Here is a 17,459-nt window from a genome sequence, read left to right as displayed (position 1 = left end):
GCGATCTGTTGCCATAAGCCCGCAGTCCCATGCATCCAGACCCGTCCAGCCCGATGACAGGCGTGCGCATCGCCGTCCTGCTGCCTTGTTATAACGAGGCGGTCGCCATCGGGCAGACCGTCACCGCGTTCGCGCAGGCCTTGCCGCAGGCGGCTATCTACGTGTTCGACAATAACAGTTCCGATGACAGCGTCGCCGTCGCGCGCGCCGCCGGCGCGATCGTCTACAGCGTGCGGCAACAGGGCAAGGGCCATGTCGTGCGGCGGATGTTCGCGGACGTGGATGCGGACATCTACGTGCTCGCCGATGGCGATGCGACCTATGATGCGAGCGCGGCGCCGGCGCTGGTCACCGCGATGCTGGACGGGCCGCTCGACATGGTCGTCGGCGCCCGCAAGTCTGAGGTAGAGGCGGCTTACCGTCCGGGGCACCGGCTCGGCAATCTGCTGCTCACCGGGCTGCTGCGGCAGCTTTTCGGCCGCAGTTTCACCGATATCCTCTCAGGCTATCGGGTGTTCTCCCGGCGGTTCGTCAAGAGCTTCCCGATCCTCTCGGAAGGCTTCGAGATCGAAACGGAGATGTCCGTCCACGCCCTCGAATTGCGCATGCCGGTGGGCGAGGTGATGACGGCCTATGCGGCGCGGGCGGAAGGTTCGCTCTCCAAGCTCAACACCTTCCGCGACGGCTGGCGCATCCTGCGCACGATGATCCAGCTCTATCGCGTGGAGCGGCCCTTGTGGTTCTTCGGTTTCATTGCGCTGGTGATCGCGCTGGTTGCCGGACTGATGGGCGTGCCGGTCATCCTGACCTATCTGGAGACGGGGCTTGTGCCCCGCTTCCCGACCCTCATCACCATCGTGGGGATGGGCGTTCTGTCCGCCCTGTGTCTGCTTACCGGCCTCATCCTCGATACGGTGACGCGCGGCCGGCAGGAAATGAAGCGCCTTGCCTATCTGGCGCATACCGCGCCGGGGATGGCGCGTTAAATTTCATTAACCCAGTTGATCATGAATAATTGAGTCCATAAACTTTCCCGACAGGCTCGGGGGGGCAGGTATGGAGGGGGTTGGTCCATCGCGGCACCATTATAAGGTGCTTGATAGCTTGCGCGGCATTTGCGCGTGCATGGTGGTCCTGCTGCATGTGAAGACGCAGGGAGGAATATCGAACGCAGCGCTGGTTGAGCATGCGTCTCTTTTCGTCGATTTCTTTTTCGTGCTTTCCGGCTTTGTCATCGGCGCGAGCTACGGGAAGAGGCTCGTGGACGGTTATTCCGTCGGCCATTTCATGCGCAAGCGGATCGCCCGCGTCTATCCACTGCATTTGGCCATGGTGGTCTGCTTCGTCTTGTTCGAGCTGTGTCTCCTCATCTTCGGTGGGGATAGGTTAGGCAGGCCGGCCTTCGAGGGCTTACAGTCGCCCAAGAATCTGATCGACGCCCTGCTGTTGATCCAGATTTTCCCGGGCGGCGATCCGACAGCGTGGAATTTCCCCAGCTGGTCGATCGCAGCGGAAGTCTGGATTTATCTGGTCTTTGCGTTGGTGCTGCGGTCAGCTGGACGGCATCTGACGCCGATTTGTCTCGGCGTTGCGGTCGCCGTTCCGTTGCTGCTCCTCAGCCAGCCGGATTTCAGTCCGGTCATGTACCAGAACGCGTTGCTGCGTTGCGCGATGGGCTTCGCGCTCGGCCTCGTCGGTTGGCGCTGCATGGATCGGATCAAAACGATGCAGCTTCCTGGTTGGGCTGATCAGGGGCTGGAACTGGTGACGGTGATTGCGCTGCTTGCCTTCATATCCTGCCTGGGAGGGGGCAGGCTGTCGGTTCTGTCACCCTTTCTCTTTTTGATCGCGGTACTCGTGTTTGCGCGTGAGAAAGGGGTGGTGAGCGACTGCTTGAAAAGGCCCAAGGTCGTGAAAATCGGAGCGCTCTCCTACTCGATCTACCTTATCCACATCTTTCTATATTACCGTCTGCTCAACTTTTTATCGGCAATCGATCGTTATGTCGCTGTCGATCTGGTGGTCGATACGCAGACCGGGAAAGCCATCGGCGGCGGGGTCTGGATCGGCGATGGGATCAGCATCTTCTTTCTGATCTTCGTCATGGGCTGTGCCTCTCTGAGCCGGCGACTGATCGAAGGGCCTGGGCGCGCGCTTTTCGAAACGTACCTGTCCGCACCCGGTGCCCAGCCTGCGCATCTTGAAGTCAGTGCCCAAACGTCCGATGTAGTGGCCGCAGACGGCCAGTAAGAAAGAGAATCATGACCGATAATTTTGATCCGCTCGGGGCACTTGTTCCTATCGTTATCGAACAGTCCAATCGCGGCGAGCGCAGCTTCGATATCTACTCGCGCCTGTTGCGGGAGCGGATCATTTTCGTGACCGGCCAGGTCGAGGATCACATGGCCTCGCTGATCGTTGCCCAGCTGCTGTTTCTGGAATCGGAGAACCCGAAGAAGGACATCTGGATGTACATCAACTCGCCGGGCGGCGTGGTGACCAGCGGCATGGCGATCCATGACACCATGCAGTATATCCGCCCCAAGGTCGGCACGGTGTGCATCGGCCAGGCCGCGTCGATGGGCAGCTTCCTGCTCGCGGCCGGCGAGCCGGGCATGCGCTTTGCGCTCAGCAACGCGCGAATCATGATCCACCAGCCGTCTGGCGGCGCGCAGGGCATGGCGTCGGATATCGAGATCCAGGCCAAGGAAATCCTTCGTATCCGCCGTCGCCTGAACGATCTGTACGTGAAGTACACCGGCCAGCCGCTGGAGAAGATCGAGGCCGCCATGGATCGCGACACCTTCCTGGAAGCGGAAGAAGCGCTCGCGTTCGGCCTTGTGGACAAGGTGTACGACAAGCGTCCCGGCACCAGCGAAGAAACGCCTGCTTAATGGGTTCGGCCGGCCGCTCACGCGGTCGGCCTTTGCATCCCGGCGGCGGCGTGCATCGTCGCCGGACTTTGGGCTGTGCCGTGGTCGAGTGAGCGGCCAGCTTGTTTCCGCCGCTAAAATCTCTCTGTTCGCAGCCTGGCCGAGTCCGGCCAGCATCTCCCATTGCAAAGCCGGACCAGCCCTCCCATCTTCTTTCCATTATGGCTTTTGAGCCGGCAATGTCTGGCTTACGCTATTTGGCGACATTTTCGGCACTTGTGATGCTGCAAGAAGCCGGTCTAGGATGACCGACGGAAAGAGCATCTGGGCAATTGGCGCGAGACGGCGCCAGACCAAGGAAGAGATTGAATGACAAAGCTCACAGGATCGGATTCGAAGAGCACGCTCTACTGCTCGTTCTGCGGAAAGTCGCAGCACGAAGTGCGTAAGCTCATCGCCGGCCCAACCGTTTTCATCTGCGATGAATGCGTCGAATTGTGCAACGATATCATTCGTGAAGAGACCAAGGGTGGTCTGGTCGGCCGCAAGGAAGGCGGCGTGCCGACGCCCCAGCAGATTTGCGATGTGCTGAGCGATTATGTGATCGGCCAGCAGCGCGCCAAGCGCGTGCTCTCGGTCGCCGTGCATAACCACTACAAGCGCCTTGAGCATGGCGGCAAGGCGGGCGATGTCGAGCTGGCCAAGTCCAACATCCTGCTGATCGGCCCCACGGGTTGCGGTAAGACGCTGCTCGCGCAGACGCTCGCCAAGACGTTCGACGTGCCGTTCACCATGGCGGATGCGACGACGCTGACCGAAGCTGGCTATGTCGGTGAGGATGTCGAGAACATCATCCTCAAGCTGCTCCAGGCGTCCGACTACAATGTCGAGAAGGCGCAGCGCGGCATCGTGTATATCGACGAGATCGATAAGATCAGCCGCAAGGCGGAGAATCCCTCCATCACCCGCGACGTGTCGGGCGAGGGCGTGCAGCAGGCGTTGCTCAAGCTGATGGAAGGCACGACCGCCTCGGTGCCGCCGCAGGGTGGCCGCAAGCATCCGCAGCAGGAATTCCTGCAGGTCGATACGACGAACATCCTGTTCATCGCCGGCGGTGCCTTTGCGGGGCTGGAGAAGATCATCGGCGACCGGCTTGAGGGCAAGTCGATCGGCTTTGGCGCGCATGTCGCAGCGCCGGACGAACGGCGTACCGGTCAGCTGCTGAAGCAGACCGAGCCGGAAGATCTGCTCAAATTCGGCCTTATCCCCGAGTTTGTCGGTCGTCTGCCGGTCATCGCGACGCTGGAAGATCTCGACATCGCCGCGCTGGTGCAGATCCTCACCGAGCCCAAGAACGCGCTGGTGAAGCAGTATCGCAAGCTGTTCGAGCTGGAAGACGTCGAGTTGACCTTCACAGACGAAGCGCTGACGGCGATTGCCCAGCGCGCCATCGAGCGCAAGACGGGCGCGCGTGGCCTGCGGTCGATCATCGAGGCGATCCTGCTCGACACCATGTTCGATCTGCCGACGATGGAAGGCGTGACCGAAGTCGTGGTGGACAAGGATGTGGTTGAGGGCCGTAAGGACCCCGTCCGCGTCTTCGGGGCGGAAAAGCGCCAGGCGGGTGACGCGGCCTGATCGGATAATCTGATCGGCATGAAAAACGCCGCCGCCGGGGCCTGAGGGCTCCAGCGGCGGCGTTTTCGCTTGTTCAGTCAAATGCTCAGTCGAGCGTCTGCTTCACCGCATAGTAAGTGAAGATCGAGTGGTCGGGATTGGACCGGCGGCTGCCGGTGCCGATGATCAGCGTCTTGCCCATCCAGTCATGCGGCCCCTCGGGCACCACGAATGTGGGCGAGAAGCAGAAATAGGCCGGTTGCGGCGTGCCGTCATCCAGTCGCGCCTCGCCCGGCTTGGCCGGGATGAGATAGCCATTGTTGTTGATGTAAATCTTGGTGCCGTCATCGGCCTGCAGCATATAGTGCGACTTGATGACGATGGTGCCGTCGCCCCGCACGGTGGCGTAATCGGCACCGCTGTCCGGGATGATGATGCCGGACAGGCGCGGGCCGTAGATCGTGCCGCTGGCGCAGGGCGTGTAACCCTGATAGCCGCCACCCGGCAGCGGGCCGACCGTGCAGCGTTCAGGGCGGAAATTCACCCGCATTTCGAACACATATTCGAGATGGGCGGGGACTTGCGGATCGTTCATCGCATGCTCTCCTCTTGGCTGGAAAAGGCACTGCCGCCGCCTTGCGGAAAGTGCAAGGCGGCGGCAGCTGGTTTTGTTTGGAAGGCGTCAGCCGTCAGAGCAGCATGAAATAGTGGATGCGGTTGGCCTTCGGGATCTTCTCGGCAACGCCGACGAAGATGTGCTTGCCCAGCCATTCGTGCGGGCCTTCCGGCACGTCGAACTTGGGGCTCACCCGCATATAATATTCGTCCGGCCCCACATCTTCGTTGCGGGCCATGCGCTCCATGGCGTCACCTTCGGCCCAGCGATAGCCGCGGCTCTGCAGATAGATCGGCGTGCCGTCATCGGCTTCCAGCATGTAGCGCGCGTCGAAATCGATCACGCCATTGGGGCGGGACAGCGGATAGTCGCCGCCGCTCATCGGGATGACCCGACCGCGAATGCGGGGGCCTTCGAAGGTGCCTTGGGCTGCCCACACGGCAGCGCGGGTCGCGCCCATGCTGGTGGGGGAAATCCACACCGCCGGTGTCAGGTCGATCGACACCGTGAAGGCGAATTCGAACTTTGGCGCGAAGGGATGGGGGGCAATCTCGGGCGTTACCATGAAGTGCAATCTCCTTTTTCGATGACTATCAAACAGCAGCTGTGGCGGGCAGCGTCTTGTACCGCGCGCCGAGAATCTGCGCGAACTTGCCGTCGCGCAGATAATAGAAGCCAAGGCTCTCGATGTTGAGGGTTTGCCCCTTCATCAAGGGGCCGGCGATGAAGTCTGGCCAGTCTTCCAGGCCATAGAATTCGGTGCGAACATGGCAGGCGAGGGTGTCCGGACCGGCTGCGACGGCGAGAATGTCGAGCGTTTCGCGAACCTTCGACTTCACTTCGCGGTAGAAATCCAGAATGGCGGAACGACCGATAATCTGACGCTTTTCGCCCAGGTTGAACACCACGTCATCGCAATAATAGCGGCCGAAACCTTCGAAATCGTTCGCATTGAAGCGGGCGATGTAGTCGGCATAGTCGTCCTCGGTCATCCTGCGCTCCAAGAAAATTCTTGTTGTTGATTCTTCAACAGCTAAGCGGGTGGCCGCTTGGGTTCAACTGAAAAACGTCGACCCGCTCGACCGATATGCTTGCCAAGCCCTGGAATCTGGCCGATTGTTGCGCATGATAACATTGCCCATCACGGGGTCCGCCTGTTTGTGACGATGCCTGCAAAACAAGTTGCCGTTGCTGCACCTGAGATTGATTGGGCCGTAGAAAGACCGCGTGTTCCGCTCGATCAGGTCATGCGGGTGTTCCTGCGCAAGCCGGGGTTTCTGCTCAATCGCATCGATCAGATCGCCAATGCCTTGTATGGATCGGTGGCCTGCGGGGGCGAGACCTTGTCGCAGGCGGAAATGATGCTGGCGATTGCCGAGCGTCCGGGGAGCGATCAGGTCCGCCTCGCGCGGGCTTGTGGGAGTGACACGTCGACCACGGCGATTGTGCTGCAGAACCTCGAACTGACGGGCCTCATCGCCCGCCAACAGGATGAGCGGGATCGGCGGCGCAGTCTGCCCGTGCTGACGGCGGCCGGGGAAGCGCGCATGGACGAAATCCGGTCGTCCTTCGCCCAGCTTCAGGCGTTGCTGCTCGATCCGCTGAGCGATGACGAGCGCGCGGTAGCCATGGCGCAGCTCTCCAGCCTGGTGGAGGCCGGCAATGACGGCGCGCCGCGGTGGGACAGGCAGGACTCCTATCTGGCCAATGTGCCCAGCATGTTGTTCCGCCGCGCGCTGCAGATCCTCCATGCGCATTTCAGTGAGCAGGTCGCGCCGATGGCGGTGACCCTGCGCCAGTTCTCCGCGATGGTGATACTCGATCTGCATGGCGGCCTGAGCCAGGTGGAATTCGCGCGGGTCTACGGGCTTGATCCCTCGACCTGTGCGATCGTCCTCAAGAAGCTCGCCCAGCGGGGGTGGTTGCAGGCTGTGCCCTCGCCACAGGATCGTCGCAAGACGCTCTATTTCGTGACCGAGGAGGGCCGGCACCAGATCGATCGCCTCCAGGCCAGCGCGGATGCGACGGAAGATGCGGTGCGATCCAACATATCCGCGCGCGCCTTCGAAGCGCTGCTCTCGCCCTTGCAATCAGTGGTGCGCGCGCACTCGGCGATCCTGCGCTATCCGGGCTTTTTCCCCTGGGACAATGAAACGCCGCAATCCTGTTGATTGCGCGTTCAACATCGATATACAACGACGTCTGACTAATTGAGGCGAGTCTCTCGCCTTTGGGGAGGACGTTCATGGCGGATATCGAACGGCGCAGCGTGCCCGTGCGCAACCCACGCAGCGGCGCGGTCGACTTTATGATGGAAATTGCGACGGCGGCGGACGTGGCGGCGAAGGCTGACCGTCTCCGGCGCAACCAGCAGGCCTGGGGCACCAAGCCGCTCGCCGAGCGCATCGGCGTCATGCAGCGCTGGCTGGGCGAGGTCGCCAAGCGCGCCAGCGCCATCGCCGAGGCTGATGCGATCGATACGGGCGGGTGCCACACTTCCTATCTCCAGGGCTTCATCACCATGGGCAATATCGGCGGCTGGATCGAGGACGCGCAGGCCGCGCTCGATGCGGCAAGCTATGCCGGTCCCTCCAAGGCCATGCCGCAGGTGGAGGTGCGCACGCAATTCGTGCCCTATCCGCTGGTCGGCGTGATTGGCCCTTGGAACGCCCCGATGATGCTGGTGCTGCTCGATGCCATTCCGGCCCTGTTCGCCGGTTGCGCCGTGCTCATCAAACCCTCGGAAGTGACGCCGCGCTGGGTGCAGCCGTTGTTCGAGGCCGTGGCGCAGGTGCCGGAACTGGCCGGCGTGTTCGATTATGTTCAGGGCGATGGCGAGACGGGCCGGGCTATCATCGACACGGTCGATCTCGTCTGCTTCACGGGCAGCGTACCCACCGGCCGCAAGATCGCCGTGCAGTGCGCCGAGCGCCTGATCCCCTGCTATCTGGAACTGGGCGGCAAGGATCCGGTGATCATCACGGAAACCGCCGATCTGGAGCGGGCGACCACCGCTGTCCTGCGCGGCGCCGTTCATGCCAATGGCATGGTCTGCTTCTCGGTCGAGCGCATCTACGTCGCCGAGGCCATCCACGATGCCTTCGTCGCGCTTCTCGTTGAGAAGGCGCAGAAGGTCCGCCTCAACAGCGACGATCCGCGTGCCGGGCATCTCCATCCCTTTACCTTCGCGCCGCAGGCGCAGATCGTCGAGCGGCATATTGCCGATGCGGTCGGGAAGGGGGCGAAGGTCCTCACCGGCGGGGCGGTCGAGCAGATCGACGGCGGCCTTTACATGCGCCCGACCGTGCTGACCGGCGTCACCCATGAAATGCTGGTCATGCGGGACGAGACCTTCGGGCCGATCCTGCCGGTCATGCCGTTCAAGACGGTTGAGGAGGCGATTGCCCTCGCCAACGACACCATTTTCGGCCTTACCGCGAACGTCGTCGCCGGAAGCGCGGAAGAAGCGATGGCGATCGGCCTGCAGATCAATGCCGGCTCCGTGTTCATGCAGGATACTTTCCTGACCTTCGCCAAGAACCGCACGGTCGGAAGCAATGCCTTTGGGGCCTCCGGCGTGGGCGGCGGCTCGCGCACCGGCCCCGAGGCGATCCTGCGCTATGTGCGCCGCAAGGCTCTGCTCACCAATCATGGCGAGCCGGCCGATATCCAGAACGATCACCATCTTGGAAAACCGGGAGGACACTGACATGGCATGGGAACTGAGCGCACTCGACCGGCTCGAAATTCAGGAGCTTTATTCGCGCTACGCCTGGGGCATCGACCTCGCCGATGAAGAGACGGCGATGTCGACCTTCGCGCAGGACGCCTGGTTCGATCATCTCTGGCAGGGCCGGGTGCAGGGCCATGAGGCGATCCTGGAGAATCTGCGCTCGCTGTGGAACGACCGGCAGAGCTGGTGGTACGGGCGCCAGCACATCATGAACACGCTGATCATGGACCCACGCCCGGAGCAGGGCGAGGTGGACGTGCGCTGCTTCTTCCAGATTCTCCAGTTTCAGACCGATTATCACACCAACTTCGTGTTCGGCATCGGCACCCGGCAGGACCATGTGACCAAGAAGGAAGGCGTGTGGCGGTTCCAGTCGCTGCACGTCAACGCCTGGACCGCCGCCGATCAGGTGCCGTGGAAAGGCGAGATCCTGCTCAAGAAAAAGCCGAGCCATCAGGCTCCGCCGGTCGCGGGGAAGAAGTGATGCAGATCACCGCTGCCGTCAGTCGCGGCAATCAGCCGGCGCCCGTGCTTGAAACGCTGGAGCTGGAAGCACCGCGCGCGGGCGAGATGCTCGTGCGTATGGTCGCTGTCGGCATCTGCCACACCGATTTGCATGAGCATCCGGGGCGTCACGCGCCGCATCCCATCGTGCTCGGCCATGAGGGCGCGGGCGTGGTAGAGGCGCTGGGTGAGGGCGTGCGCGGTTTCGCCGTGGGCGACCATGTGCTCCTCTCGGGCAGCAGCTGCGGCGTGTGCCCCAGTTGCGTGGCCGGACGTCCGACCTATTGCGATCTGGCGATGCCGATGAACTTCGGCGGCAAGCGCCTCGATGGCTCGACGGCGCTGGCGTGCGGGGATGAGCGCATCCACTCGCATTTCTTCGGCCAGTCTTCGTTCGCGACGCACAGCATCGTGCCGGAGCGCACGGCGGTGAAGGTGGACAAGGATATTCCGCTGGAACTGCTGGCCCCGCTCGGCTGCGGAGTCATCACTGGCGCCGGATCGGTGATCGAGGCGCTGAAGGTGGGGGCAGGGGATACCATCGCCATCTTCGGGGTCGGCGGCGTCGGCCTCTCTGCGGTGATGGCCGCCAAGCTGGTGGGCGCGAAGCGGATCGTCGCGGTGGACATCAACCCAGGCCGGCTTGAGCTTGCGCGCGAACTGGGCGCGACCGATGCGATCCGCTCGGACGGCGAGGACGTCGCCAAGCAGATCCGCGCGGTTACCGGTCGCGGCGTGGATTTCACCTTCAACACCACCACCGTGCCGGCAGTCCACACCATGGCACTGGAATGCCTCGCCATGAACGGGATCGCCGGCTTCGTCGCGGCGCCTCGGGGGGAATGGGCGCCCGCCATGTTCCCCATGCTCGCGGGTGGCAAGCAGTTGCGCGGCATCCTCGGCGGCGACGCCAATCCGCGCACCTTCCTGCCGATGCTGATCGATTACTGGCGGCAAGGACGCTTCCCGTTCGATCGGCTGATCGAGACCTACGCCTTCGATGAGATCGGCAAGGCGTTTCATGATTGTGAGGCGGGCACGGTGATCAAGCCGGTGCTCAAGGTTGGAGATGCTGCATGACCCCCGAAATCCGCAAACAGCTTGAAGCGTTCGGCACGGAACTGACCCCGGACATGATGGGCGGCACGCAGGGAATCTACCGCGCCCTGCAGCCGGGCTTGCCGGCGGGCGCAAGGGTGACGCGCGACCATCAATATGGTCCGGATGCGCGCAATCGGCTGGATATCTTCACGCGGGACGGGCTTTCCGGCGCGCCGGTGCTGGTGTTCGTCCATGGCGGCGGCTTCGTGATGGGCGACAAGACCACCGAAGGCTCGCCCTTTTACGACAATATCGGCAGCTTCGCCGTGGATGAGGGCTATGTCGGCGTCACCATGACCTACCGCCTCGCGCCTGCCGCCACCTGGCCGGCCGGCGGTGAGGACGTCGCCAATGCCGTCATCTGGCTGCGCGAGAATGTGGCGCAATTCGGCGGCGATCCGGATCGCATCTTCGTGATGGGGCAGTCGGCGGGCGCGGTGCACGTGGCCGATTGCGTCGCACGCTTCTCGCCGCAGATTGCCGGCGCGCTGATGTGCTCGGGGATTTACGACGTGGCCGCGGCCGAGCCGAACCAGTTCCAGAAATCCTATTATGGCGAGGACCCGGCCGGCTGGGCGCAGGCGTCCACCGTGGCCGGGCTGCTCACCAGCAAGATCCCGCTGTTCTTCTCGGTCTGCGAGTTCGATCCGGTGCCGTTCCAGCAGCAGGCCGCGAGCCTGGCTGCCCGCTACGCCATAACCAACAAGGCCTTTCCAAGGCTGCATTGGCTGGGAGGCCACAACCACCTGTCACCTGTGCTCGAGATCGGGACGCCAGACAGCGACCTTGAGCATCACATCATGAACTTCATCGCCACCGTCTGAGGCAGATTCTTCAGGAGGACCCCATGGTCGAACCCATTCAATTTCCCGATGTCGAGTTGTATCGCGGCTGGGGCGAGCCGATGCGCGCCAATATCGAGCTGCGTGGGCTGGAGCTGATTTCCGGCGCCATCCCCGATGGGCTGGAAGGCGGCCTGTATCGCGTCGGCGCCGACCGGCAATATCCCTCCGGCCGCACCGATGACATCTTCATCGATGGCGAAGGCCAGATGCACATGATCCGCTTCAAGGACAATCAAGCGGACTATGTCGTCAAATGGGTCGAGACGGATCGCTACAAGGCGCAGAAGGCCGCCCGTCGCGGGCTCTTCGGCAGCTACCGCAACCGCTATACGGTCGATGAAAGCGCGAAGGAAATCCATCTCGGCACGGCCAACACCACGGCGATGTTCCATGCCGGCCATCTCTATGCGTTGAAGGAGGACGACCTCCCTTACGAGATCGACCCCGACACGCTGGAAACCAAGGGCCGCGTGGATTTCGACGGACAGATATTGTCCGAGACGTTTACGGCGCATCCCAAGGTAGACCCGATCACCAACGAACTGCTGGCGTTCGGCTATCAGGCCAAGGGCGATGCGACCAAGGACTTCGTGTTCTACGTCTTCGGGCCGGATCGCAAGATTAAGACCGAGATCTGGTTCGAGATGCCCTATGCAGCCTGCGTCCATGATTTCGCGATCACGGATGAATGGGTGGTCGTGCCGTTCTTCCCGCTCATCACCGATCTCGATGTGGTGAAGCAGGGCGGGCCTTATTATCAGTGGCATCCCGACCAGCCGGTGCATGTCGCGCTGGTGCCGCGTTATGGCAAGGCGGAGGATATCCGCTGGTTCAAGGGGCCGACCGGCAGCGCCGGTCACATGATGAATGCCTATCGCGAGGGCACGAAGGTCCACCTCGACCTGTGCTATTATGATGGCAACTGCTTCCCCTTCTTCACCACGCCGCAGGGCGAGGAGACGGCGCCGGTTCCGCCATTCCTCACGCGCATGACCTTCGATCTCGCCAGCAATGAGGACAGCTTCACCACGCAGCGTCTGCTGAACATTCCGGGCGAGATGCCGCGCACGGACGATCGCTATCAGGGGCGGCCCTATCGCTATGGCTTCCTGCTCGCACGCGCACAGGATGGATCGAGCGGCACGGCGCGGTTCGACAACCAGACAGGCGAGTTCCAGATCTGGAAGCCCGGCCCGGGCGACAGCGTGCAGGAGGCGCAGTTCGTGCCGCGCACGCCGGATGCGCCGGAAGGCGATGGATGGCTGCTCGTGCTGGTCGCACGCGGTGCGAAGAACCGCAGCGATCTGGCCATTCTCGACGCGCAGAATCTGGCGGCGGGGCCGGTTGCGCTGCTCAAGCTGCCCGTCCGCGTCCGCTCGACCTTCCACGGCACCTGGGTGCCGGAGGAGACGCTCAAGAGCGGCCAGTATAATATGAAGCTCAGCTCGGCGGCCTGATCGCTTACACCTATCGGCCGACCGGTTCCCTGTAGACCGGGCGGGCCTCAAACAGAAAGGGCGGCCCTCGCATCATCGCGAGGCCGCCCTTTTCCTTTTCACCCGACAACCGTCGAGCGCGCATATCAATGCGCGAGCGCGACGGGCTCTCTATCCTTCGCCTCTTCCTGGCGGCGGATATAGGCGAGGGCGAACATCAAGATCGCGGTGCCAAGCGGTAGCGCTGCCGTCAGCGCGAGGGTGAGTTGCAGCGAGTAGTGCTGGGCGAGCGCGAAGCCGCCCGCAATCGGCGCCACGATGCCGCCAATGCGCCCGGCGCCACCGGCCCAGCCCAATGCCGTGCTGCGCATCCGGGGCGGATAGACTTGGGCGATCATCGTGTTGAGGCCGGACTGTCCGCCGGTCTGGAAGAACTGCCAGGTGAGCAGCGCGACCACGAAGAAGGCGGAGTAGAAGGGCACCCAGCCCAGCAGGTTGATGGTCACGGCCAGCATCACATAGAAGCAGGCGATGAGCAGGGCAGGGCGCATCCGGTCCATCAGCCAGCCGATGGAGAGCGTGCCCGCGACCCCGCCGAGATAGCCGATCATGGCGACCTTCGCGAAATCCTGGATGGGGACGCCGGCCATTTCGAGGAAGAATGTCGGCATCCAGGCGCTAAGCAGGGCCGTGTTGGTCATGCTGAGGGTGCAGGCAGCCCAGACCAGTGCCGTCATGGTCAGGCGACCCTCGGAGAACACGTCGGACAGCTTGGCCTTGCGCCCCTTGGCGCCACCGCTCTCGATCACGAACAGTTCGTCGCCCCGCAGGTCGACATTGCGGTCGATCTTGCGGATCGTGGTCGCGATCCGCTGGTCGGACGGGTTGCGCTCGGCCCGGAACTTGAGCGATTCCGGCACGATCAGGAAGAGCAGCACCGCGCAGGTAATCGGCACGAGGCCGCCGATCCAGAAGCCGCTTTCCCAGCCATAGCTGTCCAGCAGCCACGCCGCGACGACGCCGCTGGCGGCACTGCCGGTCGAGAAGCCGACAAGCGCCAGAGAGATCAGCGTCGAGCGTTTGCGCTTGGGGGTCAGCTCGGAGATCAGCGCCATGGCCATGGGCAGGCCCGCCGCCATGAACACGCCGGCAATGCCGCGCAGAACAGCCAGCTGCGTGAGCGTCTGGGCATGGATGCTGCCGATGGTGATCGTGCCGAAGATGAGGCAGGAGACCATGAGCATGAACCGCCGTCCGAACCGGTCCGCCAGCGGGGCGATGCTGAAGGCACCAATGGCGAGGCCGATCTGCTGATAGACGAACACCTTGGTCATCGCCTCGGAGGTCTCTCCGAAATCTGCAGCGATGGCCGGCGCGATCTTGCCGATCATGAAGATATCGAACCCGTCGATGAAGCAGACCAGAACGCAGACGAGCAGCGCCATGATCTGGGTGGCGCTGATCCGCGACCGATCGATGAAGTCTTCGACGTCAAACCTGTTCATATTCAGCCATCCCGCATCCATCCGGCCGACCAGCCGGGCTTTTTATCGGATTGCACCAAAACACGGTGTTGATGGGGAATCAACATCCTTATAAGGCAAAGCTGCAGATTAGCGGTTGTGATGGGCGGCAATGTCGCCCATGGGCGCCGCGGAAGAGCGGGCGCGACGCGGCTTCGACGTGATCGGAACAAGAGGCGCCACCGGCCCGCAGGTCAGGGTCCATCGTGGCATGGATGCGACACTTTCTGACAAAGTCATCAATATTTCCTGCTCGATGAGAAATTTTCTTGTTTTCTCATCGGTAGTCTCCCAATGGGGCAGGCTGGAGTATCGGGCAAAGTCAATATCTCGGAGTATTGGCGATGCTCGGCTGGTCTTATGCCAGCGGGAGAAGGATGCAGTACAGGCGAAGCCCGTGGCTTCGATCAGGCCCTCATCGTGCCTGGTCGGCTCACAGGCAAAGGCGATCTCGTTCGTCTTGGCGCATAAGTCCAATCCCTGTTGATCACTCCAATAACGCGGTGAAGCTGCGTGGTGTCCTGGCCTGTTCGCGGGCGGCGCTGTCTCCGGGCGGCGCGGGGATGCGGCGAGGCATTCACCCATCGATCAATGGGCCTGCGCCCGCGTTTTGGGAGATTTGGAATGTCGTTTTCGTTGAGGAACAAGCTTCTGGGCATGGCGGGTGCGTCCGTCTTTGCCGTGAGCATCGCAGCGCCCGCACAGGCGCAGGACGATGCCGCTGCCCAGGCGCAGCCCCAGCGCGCCGGTGTCGAAGAGATCGTCGTGACCGCGACGCGCTCGGCCACCAACCTGCAGGAAACGCCGCTGGCCATCACCGCCGTGACCGCTAATGCGCTGACCGATCGGGCGATCAACAACATTCAGGACGTTGCGGCCATCGTGCCGAACGCCAGCTTTGCGGCAGCGAACGCCTCTTTTGGCCGCGCCGTGCAGGCCTATATCCGCGGCATCGGCCAGTATGACTTCAACCTGGCGTTCGAGCCGGGCGTGGCGTTCTATGTCGATGACCAATATTATGCACTGCTCGCCGGCTCGACCTTCGATCTGCTCGACCTTGAGCGCGTCGAAGTGCTGCGCGGTCCGCAGGGTACGGTGTTCGGCCGCAACGCCATTGGCGGCGCCGTCAACCTGATTTCCAAGGCACCCGATGCCACCCCTTCGGCCTATGTCGAAGCGACCGTGGGCAGCTACAACCGCACCGACCTGCGCGCCGGATTTAACGTGCCGCTCTCGGAGAACCTCTTCTTCCGCGTCTCAGGCGTTTCGAAGAAGCGCAAGGGCTACCAGAAGCTGCTCGACTTCCGTTGCGACATGGTGCGTCAGGGCACGCCGGGCCTCGCCGGCAGGTTCCCCTCGCTCGATCCCTCGGACGGCTTCCTCTCCGGCGCCTCGCAGACCGATTGCGAACTGGGCCGTTATGGCGGTGAAAGCGTTGTCGCCCTGCGCGGCGCGCTGCGTTACGCCGGCACCGGCATCGACCTGACGCTCTCGGCGGACTACACCAACGATGATTCCCCGGCGGTGGCAAACAAGCAGCTCCGCATCGTGCCGAGCGCAGCCACGCAGGCGCTTGATGCGGCCGTTTATCAGCCGCTGTGGGGTGTCAGCTATGACAGCCGCTTCCTCACCAACAGCCCTTACACCACCTATGCCACCTATTGCGATCCGATCCCGGCTGGGACCAACATCGCCGGCACTTATTATAACGGTGGGTCGGACCGTGGCGGCCAGTGCTTCGATCGCAAGGCTGTGATCGAGAATTACGGCTTCAGCGGCAAGGCCGTGGTCGATCTGACCCAGGATCTGACGCTCACCGTGCTGGGCAGCTATCGCAATGTCTTCACGACGGCCATCAACGATACCGACGGGTCGCCGCTGAGCCTGCAGACGACGAAGTCCATCATCACGCATGAGCAGTGGACGGTGGAGCCGCGCCTCAACTACACCAGCCCGCAGTTCGATGTGACCGCCGGTCTGTTCTACTACAAGGGCAAGGGCCTCACGACGTCCAACGTCTCGATTCCGTTCCTCAACTTCCAGCAGAACGCCCGCATCAGCGTGGATAGCGAAGCCAAGGCCGCTTATGCTCAGGCGCAGGTTCGTCCGCTCGATCGCCTGCAGCTCACCGCTGGCCTGCGTTACTCGGAGGATACCAAGGACACGCTGTTCAACAACGGCCAGGGCGGCATCATTCGCCCCGTGCTCGTCAAGGACGACCGCATCGATTACCGCTTCGGCGCGGACTACAAGCTGACCGATTCCGTGATGGTCTATGGCTCGATCGCTTCGGGCTATCGTCCCGGTGCGTTCAACCCGCGTCCGTTCCAGGCCTCGCAGCTCGTGCCCGTCGCGGCCGAGGAAATGGTCGCCTACGAACTCGGCTTCAAGGGTGACTTCTTCGACCGCCGCCTGCGCCTGAACGTGGCCGGCTTCTACTCGGATTACTCCTCGCGCATTGTCTCGCAGAGCGGTTCGGAGTGCATCAACAACGGCACGACCGGTGTCTGCACGCTCGCCGGGACGCAGGTCGATCCGGCTGTGACCGGCGGCAACGAGCTGTGCCGCGCCTATAATCCGGCGACGGACGGTGCGGTCAACCTGGCGCAGGGCATTGGCGTGGCTTGCATCTCCAAGACCAACTACGTCAATTCTCCGGGCAAGGTGAAGGGCTTCGAGGTCGAGCTGGAGGCCCGTCCGGTCGATGGCCTGACGTTCAATCTCGCGGGCGGTTACACGCACTTCGATGCGCCGGAACTGCGCAACGATCCGCTCGTGGTGAACCAGACGCCGGTTTATGTGCCGCAGTGGACGGGTTCGGCTGGCATCCAGTACGAGATCCCGGTCGAGCAGCTGGGCGGCTCCATCACGCCGCGGATTGACGGCTTCTATCAGTCGAAGATCTCGTTCAACTCGCGCAGCCCGATCGCCCAGATCCCCGGCCGCGCCGTGTTCAACGGGCGGATCAGCTACCAGAACGATGCGGGCGACCTGACAGTGGCGGTCGGTGCGACCAACCTGTTCAACAAGCAGTACTACTACAACATCTTCGATCTGGTGCCCTTCGGCCAGCCCACCACGGAAGCCCAGCCGGGCCGTCCCCGCGAGTGGTATCTCTCGGTTCGCAAGAACTTCTGACGATCACCTGACAGCGTCAGGCTGACATAAGGAAAGGCCGCCCTGGAGAGATCCGGAGCGGCCTTTCTCTTTT

At 62.7% G+C, this 17,459-nt stretch carries 15 protein-coding genes; 11 read left to right on the top strand and 4 right to left on the bottom strand.

Annotated elements, in window-relative coordinates:
- Positions 1-29: 29 nt before the first annotated feature.
- The 4 genes from M2339_RS07970 (at position 30) to clpX (ending at position 4,511) form a co-directional block, all read left to right on the top strand.
- Positions 30-986: a glycosyltransferase family 2 protein gene (locus M2339_RS07970; RefSeq protein WP_264586975.1), complete on the top strand. Its 957-nt coding sequence runs from the start codon at positions 30-32 to the stop codon at positions 984-986.
- A gap of 70 nt (positions 987-1,056) precedes the next feature.
- On the top strand, positions 1,057-2,250 hold the full coding sequence (locus M2339_RS07965; RefSeq protein ID WP_264586976.1) for an acyltransferase family protein: 1,194 nt from the start codon (positions 1,057-1,059) through the stop codon (positions 2,248-2,250).
- An 11-nt stretch (positions 2,251-2,261) separates the two neighbouring features.
- Complete coding sequence (clpP, locus tag M2339_RS07960; RefSeq protein ID WP_181559305.1) at positions 2,262-2,894, top strand: ATP-dependent Clp endopeptidase proteolytic subunit ClpP; 633 nt, start codon at positions 2,262-2,264, stop codon at positions 2,892-2,894.
- A 348-nt stretch (positions 2,895-3,242) separates the two neighbouring features.
- Positions 3,243-4,511 carry an ATP-dependent Clp protease ATP-binding subunit ClpX gene (gene clpX / locus M2339_RS07955; RefSeq protein WP_181559306.1) on the top strand — a complete coding sequence of 423 codons (1,269 nt, stop codon included), beginning with the start codon at positions 3,243-3,245 and terminating at the stop codon, positions 4,509-4,511.
- 85 nt (positions 4,512-4,596) lie between these two features.
- Here the strand turns inward: clpX and M2339_RS07950 are convergent, their stop codons facing one another.
- From M2339_RS07950 to M2339_RS07940, 3 genes are all read right to left on the bottom strand, one after another.
- Positions 4,597-5,085: a DUF3237 domain-containing protein gene (locus M2339_RS07950; RefSeq protein WP_181559307.1), complete on the bottom strand. Its 489-nt coding sequence runs from the start codon at positions 5,083-5,085 to the stop codon at positions 4,597-4,599.
- A 94-nt stretch (positions 5,086-5,179) separates the two neighbouring features.
- Positions 5,180-5,671 carry a DUF3237 domain-containing protein gene (locus M2339_RS07945; RefSeq protein ID WP_264572533.1) on the bottom strand — a complete coding sequence of 164 codons (492 nt, stop codon included), beginning with the start codon at positions 5,669-5,671 and terminating at the stop codon, positions 5,180-5,182.
- 28 nt (positions 5,672-5,699) lie between these two features.
- Positions 5,700-6,098, bottom strand: a complete 399-nt coding sequence (locus tag M2339_RS07940) for a nuclear transport factor 2 family protein (RefSeq protein ID WP_264586977.1) — start codon at positions 6,096-6,098, stop codon at positions 5,700-5,702.
- Positions 6,099-6,353: 255 nt separating this feature from the next.
- On the opposite strand from M2339_RS07940, the gene M2339_RS07935 reads away from it, so the two are divergent.
- From M2339_RS07935 to M2339_RS07910, 6 genes are all read left to right on the top strand, one after another.
- The gene (locus M2339_RS07935) at positions 6,354-7,277 is read left to right on the top strand and encodes a MarR family winged helix-turn-helix transcriptional regulator (protein ID WP_264606285.1); all 924 of its coding nucleotides are present in this window, start codon (positions 6,354-6,356) and stop codon (positions 7,275-7,277) included.
- Positions 7,278-7,351: 74 nt separating this feature from the next.
- Positions 7,352-8,815 (top strand): aldehyde dehydrogenase family protein, encoded by a 1,464-nt coding sequence (locus M2339_RS07930; protein ID WP_264586979.1) that lies wholly within the window; start codon positions 7,352-7,354, stop codon positions 8,813-8,815.
- 1 nt (position 8,816) lies between these two features.
- Positions 8,817-9,323 carry a nuclear transport factor 2 family protein gene (locus M2339_RS07925; protein WP_181559312.1) on the top strand — a complete coding sequence of 169 codons (507 nt, stop codon included), beginning with the start codon at positions 8,817-8,819 and terminating at the stop codon, positions 9,321-9,323.
- Positions 9,323-10,423, top strand: coding sequence for an NAD(P)-dependent alcohol dehydrogenase (locus M2339_RS07920; RefSeq protein WP_264586980.1), 1,101 nt, complete (start codon positions 9,323-9,325; stop codon positions 10,421-10,423). Before M2339_RS07925 ends, M2339_RS07920 begins: the two co-directional genes overlap by 1 nt.
- Positions 10,420-11,268 carry an alpha/beta hydrolase gene (locus M2339_RS07915; RefSeq protein WP_264586981.1) on the top strand — a complete coding sequence of 283 codons (849 nt, stop codon included), beginning with the start codon at positions 10,420-10,422 and terminating at the stop codon, positions 11,266-11,268. The genes M2339_RS07920 and M2339_RS07915 overlap by 4 nt, the downstream gene beginning before the upstream one ends.
- 23 nt (positions 11,269-11,291) lie before the next feature.
- Positions 11,292-12,746 (top strand): carotenoid oxygenase family protein, encoded by a 1,455-nt coding sequence (locus tag M2339_RS07910; RefSeq protein ID WP_264572537.1) that lies wholly within the window; start codon positions 11,292-11,294, stop codon positions 12,744-12,746.
- A gap of 125 nt (positions 12,747-12,871) precedes the next feature.
- Here M2339_RS07910 and M2339_RS07905 read toward each other — a convergent pair whose 3' ends face one another.
- Positions 12,872-14,230 (bottom strand): MFS transporter, encoded by a 1,359-nt coding sequence (locus M2339_RS07905; RefSeq protein ID WP_264572538.1) that lies wholly within the window; start codon positions 14,228-14,230, stop codon positions 12,872-12,874.
- A 642-nt stretch (positions 14,231-14,872) separates the two neighbouring features.
- Here M2339_RS07905 and M2339_RS07900 point away from each other — a divergent pair.
- On the top strand, positions 14,873-17,386 hold the full coding sequence (locus tag M2339_RS07900; RefSeq protein WP_264586982.1) for a TonB-dependent receptor: 2,514 nt from the start codon (positions 14,873-14,875) through the stop codon (positions 17,384-17,386).
- Positions 17,387-17,459: the final 73 nt, after the last annotated feature.

The sequence above is a fragment of the Sphingobium sp. B2D3C genome (genome assembly GCF_025961835.1).
Classification (GTDB): Bacteria; Pseudomonadota; Alphaproteobacteria; order Sphingomonadales; family Sphingomonadaceae; genus Sphingobium.
Note: the sequence above shows the minus strand (reverse complement) of the source record. Positions and strands in the feature narration are given on the sequence as shown.

What these genes read in the sequence shown, in the direction of transcription:
- M2339_RS07970 (WP_264586975.1), top strand. Translation starts at nt 30, where the DNA reads ATGCATCCAGACCCGTCCAGCCCGATGACAGGCGTGCGCATCGCCGTC.
- M2339_RS07965 (WP_264586976.1), top strand. Translation starts at nt 1,057, where the DNA reads ATGGAGGGGGTTGGTCCATCGCGGCACCATTATAAGGTGCTTGATAGC.
- clpP (WP_181559305.1), top strand. Translation starts at nt 2,262, where the DNA reads ATGACCGATAATTTTGATCCGCTCGGGGCACTTGTTCCTATCGTTATC.
- clpX (WP_181559306.1), top strand. Translation starts at nt 3,243, where the DNA reads ATGACAAAGCTCACAGGATCGGATTCGAAGAGCACGCTCTACTGCTCG.
- M2339_RS07950 (WP_181559307.1), bottom strand. Translation starts at nt 5,085, where the DNA reads ATGAACGATCCGCAAGTCCCCGCCCATCTCGAATATGTGTTCGAAATG.
- M2339_RS07945 (WP_264572533.1), bottom strand. Translation starts at nt 5,671, where the DNA reads ATGGTAACGCCCGAGATTGCCCCCCATCCCTTCGCGCCAAAGTTCGAA.
- M2339_RS07940 (WP_264586977.1), bottom strand. Translation starts at nt 6,098, where the DNA reads ATGACCGAGGACGACTATGCCGACTACATCGCCCGCTTCAATGCGAAC.
- M2339_RS07935 (WP_264606285.1), top strand. Translation starts at nt 6,354, where the DNA reads ATGCGGGTGTTCCTGCGCAAGCCGGGGTTTCTGCTCAATCGCATCGAT.
- M2339_RS07930 (WP_264586979.1), top strand. Translation starts at nt 7,352, where the DNA reads ATGGCGGATATCGAACGGCGCAGCGTGCCCGTGCGCAACCCACGCAGC.
- M2339_RS07925 (WP_181559312.1), top strand. Translation starts at nt 8,817, where the DNA reads ATGGCATGGGAACTGAGCGCACTCGACCGGCTCGAAATTCAGGAGCTT.
- M2339_RS07920 (WP_264586980.1), top strand. Translation starts at nt 9,323, where the DNA reads ATGCAGATCACCGCTGCCGTCAGTCGCGGCAATCAGCCGGCGCCCGTG.
- M2339_RS07915 (WP_264586981.1), top strand. Translation starts at nt 10,420, where the DNA reads ATGACCCCCGAAATCCGCAAACAGCTTGAAGCGTTCGGCACGGAACTG.
- M2339_RS07910 (WP_264572537.1), top strand. Translation starts at nt 11,292, where the DNA reads ATGGTCGAACCCATTCAATTTCCCGATGTCGAGTTGTATCGCGGCTGG.
- M2339_RS07905 (WP_264572538.1), bottom strand. Translation starts at nt 14,230, where the DNA reads ATGAACAGGTTTGACGTCGAAGACTTCATCGATCGGTCGCGGATCAGC.
- M2339_RS07900 (WP_264586982.1), top strand. Translation starts at nt 14,873, where the DNA reads ATGTCGTTTTCGTTGAGGAACAAGCTTCTGGGCATGGCGGGTGCGTCC.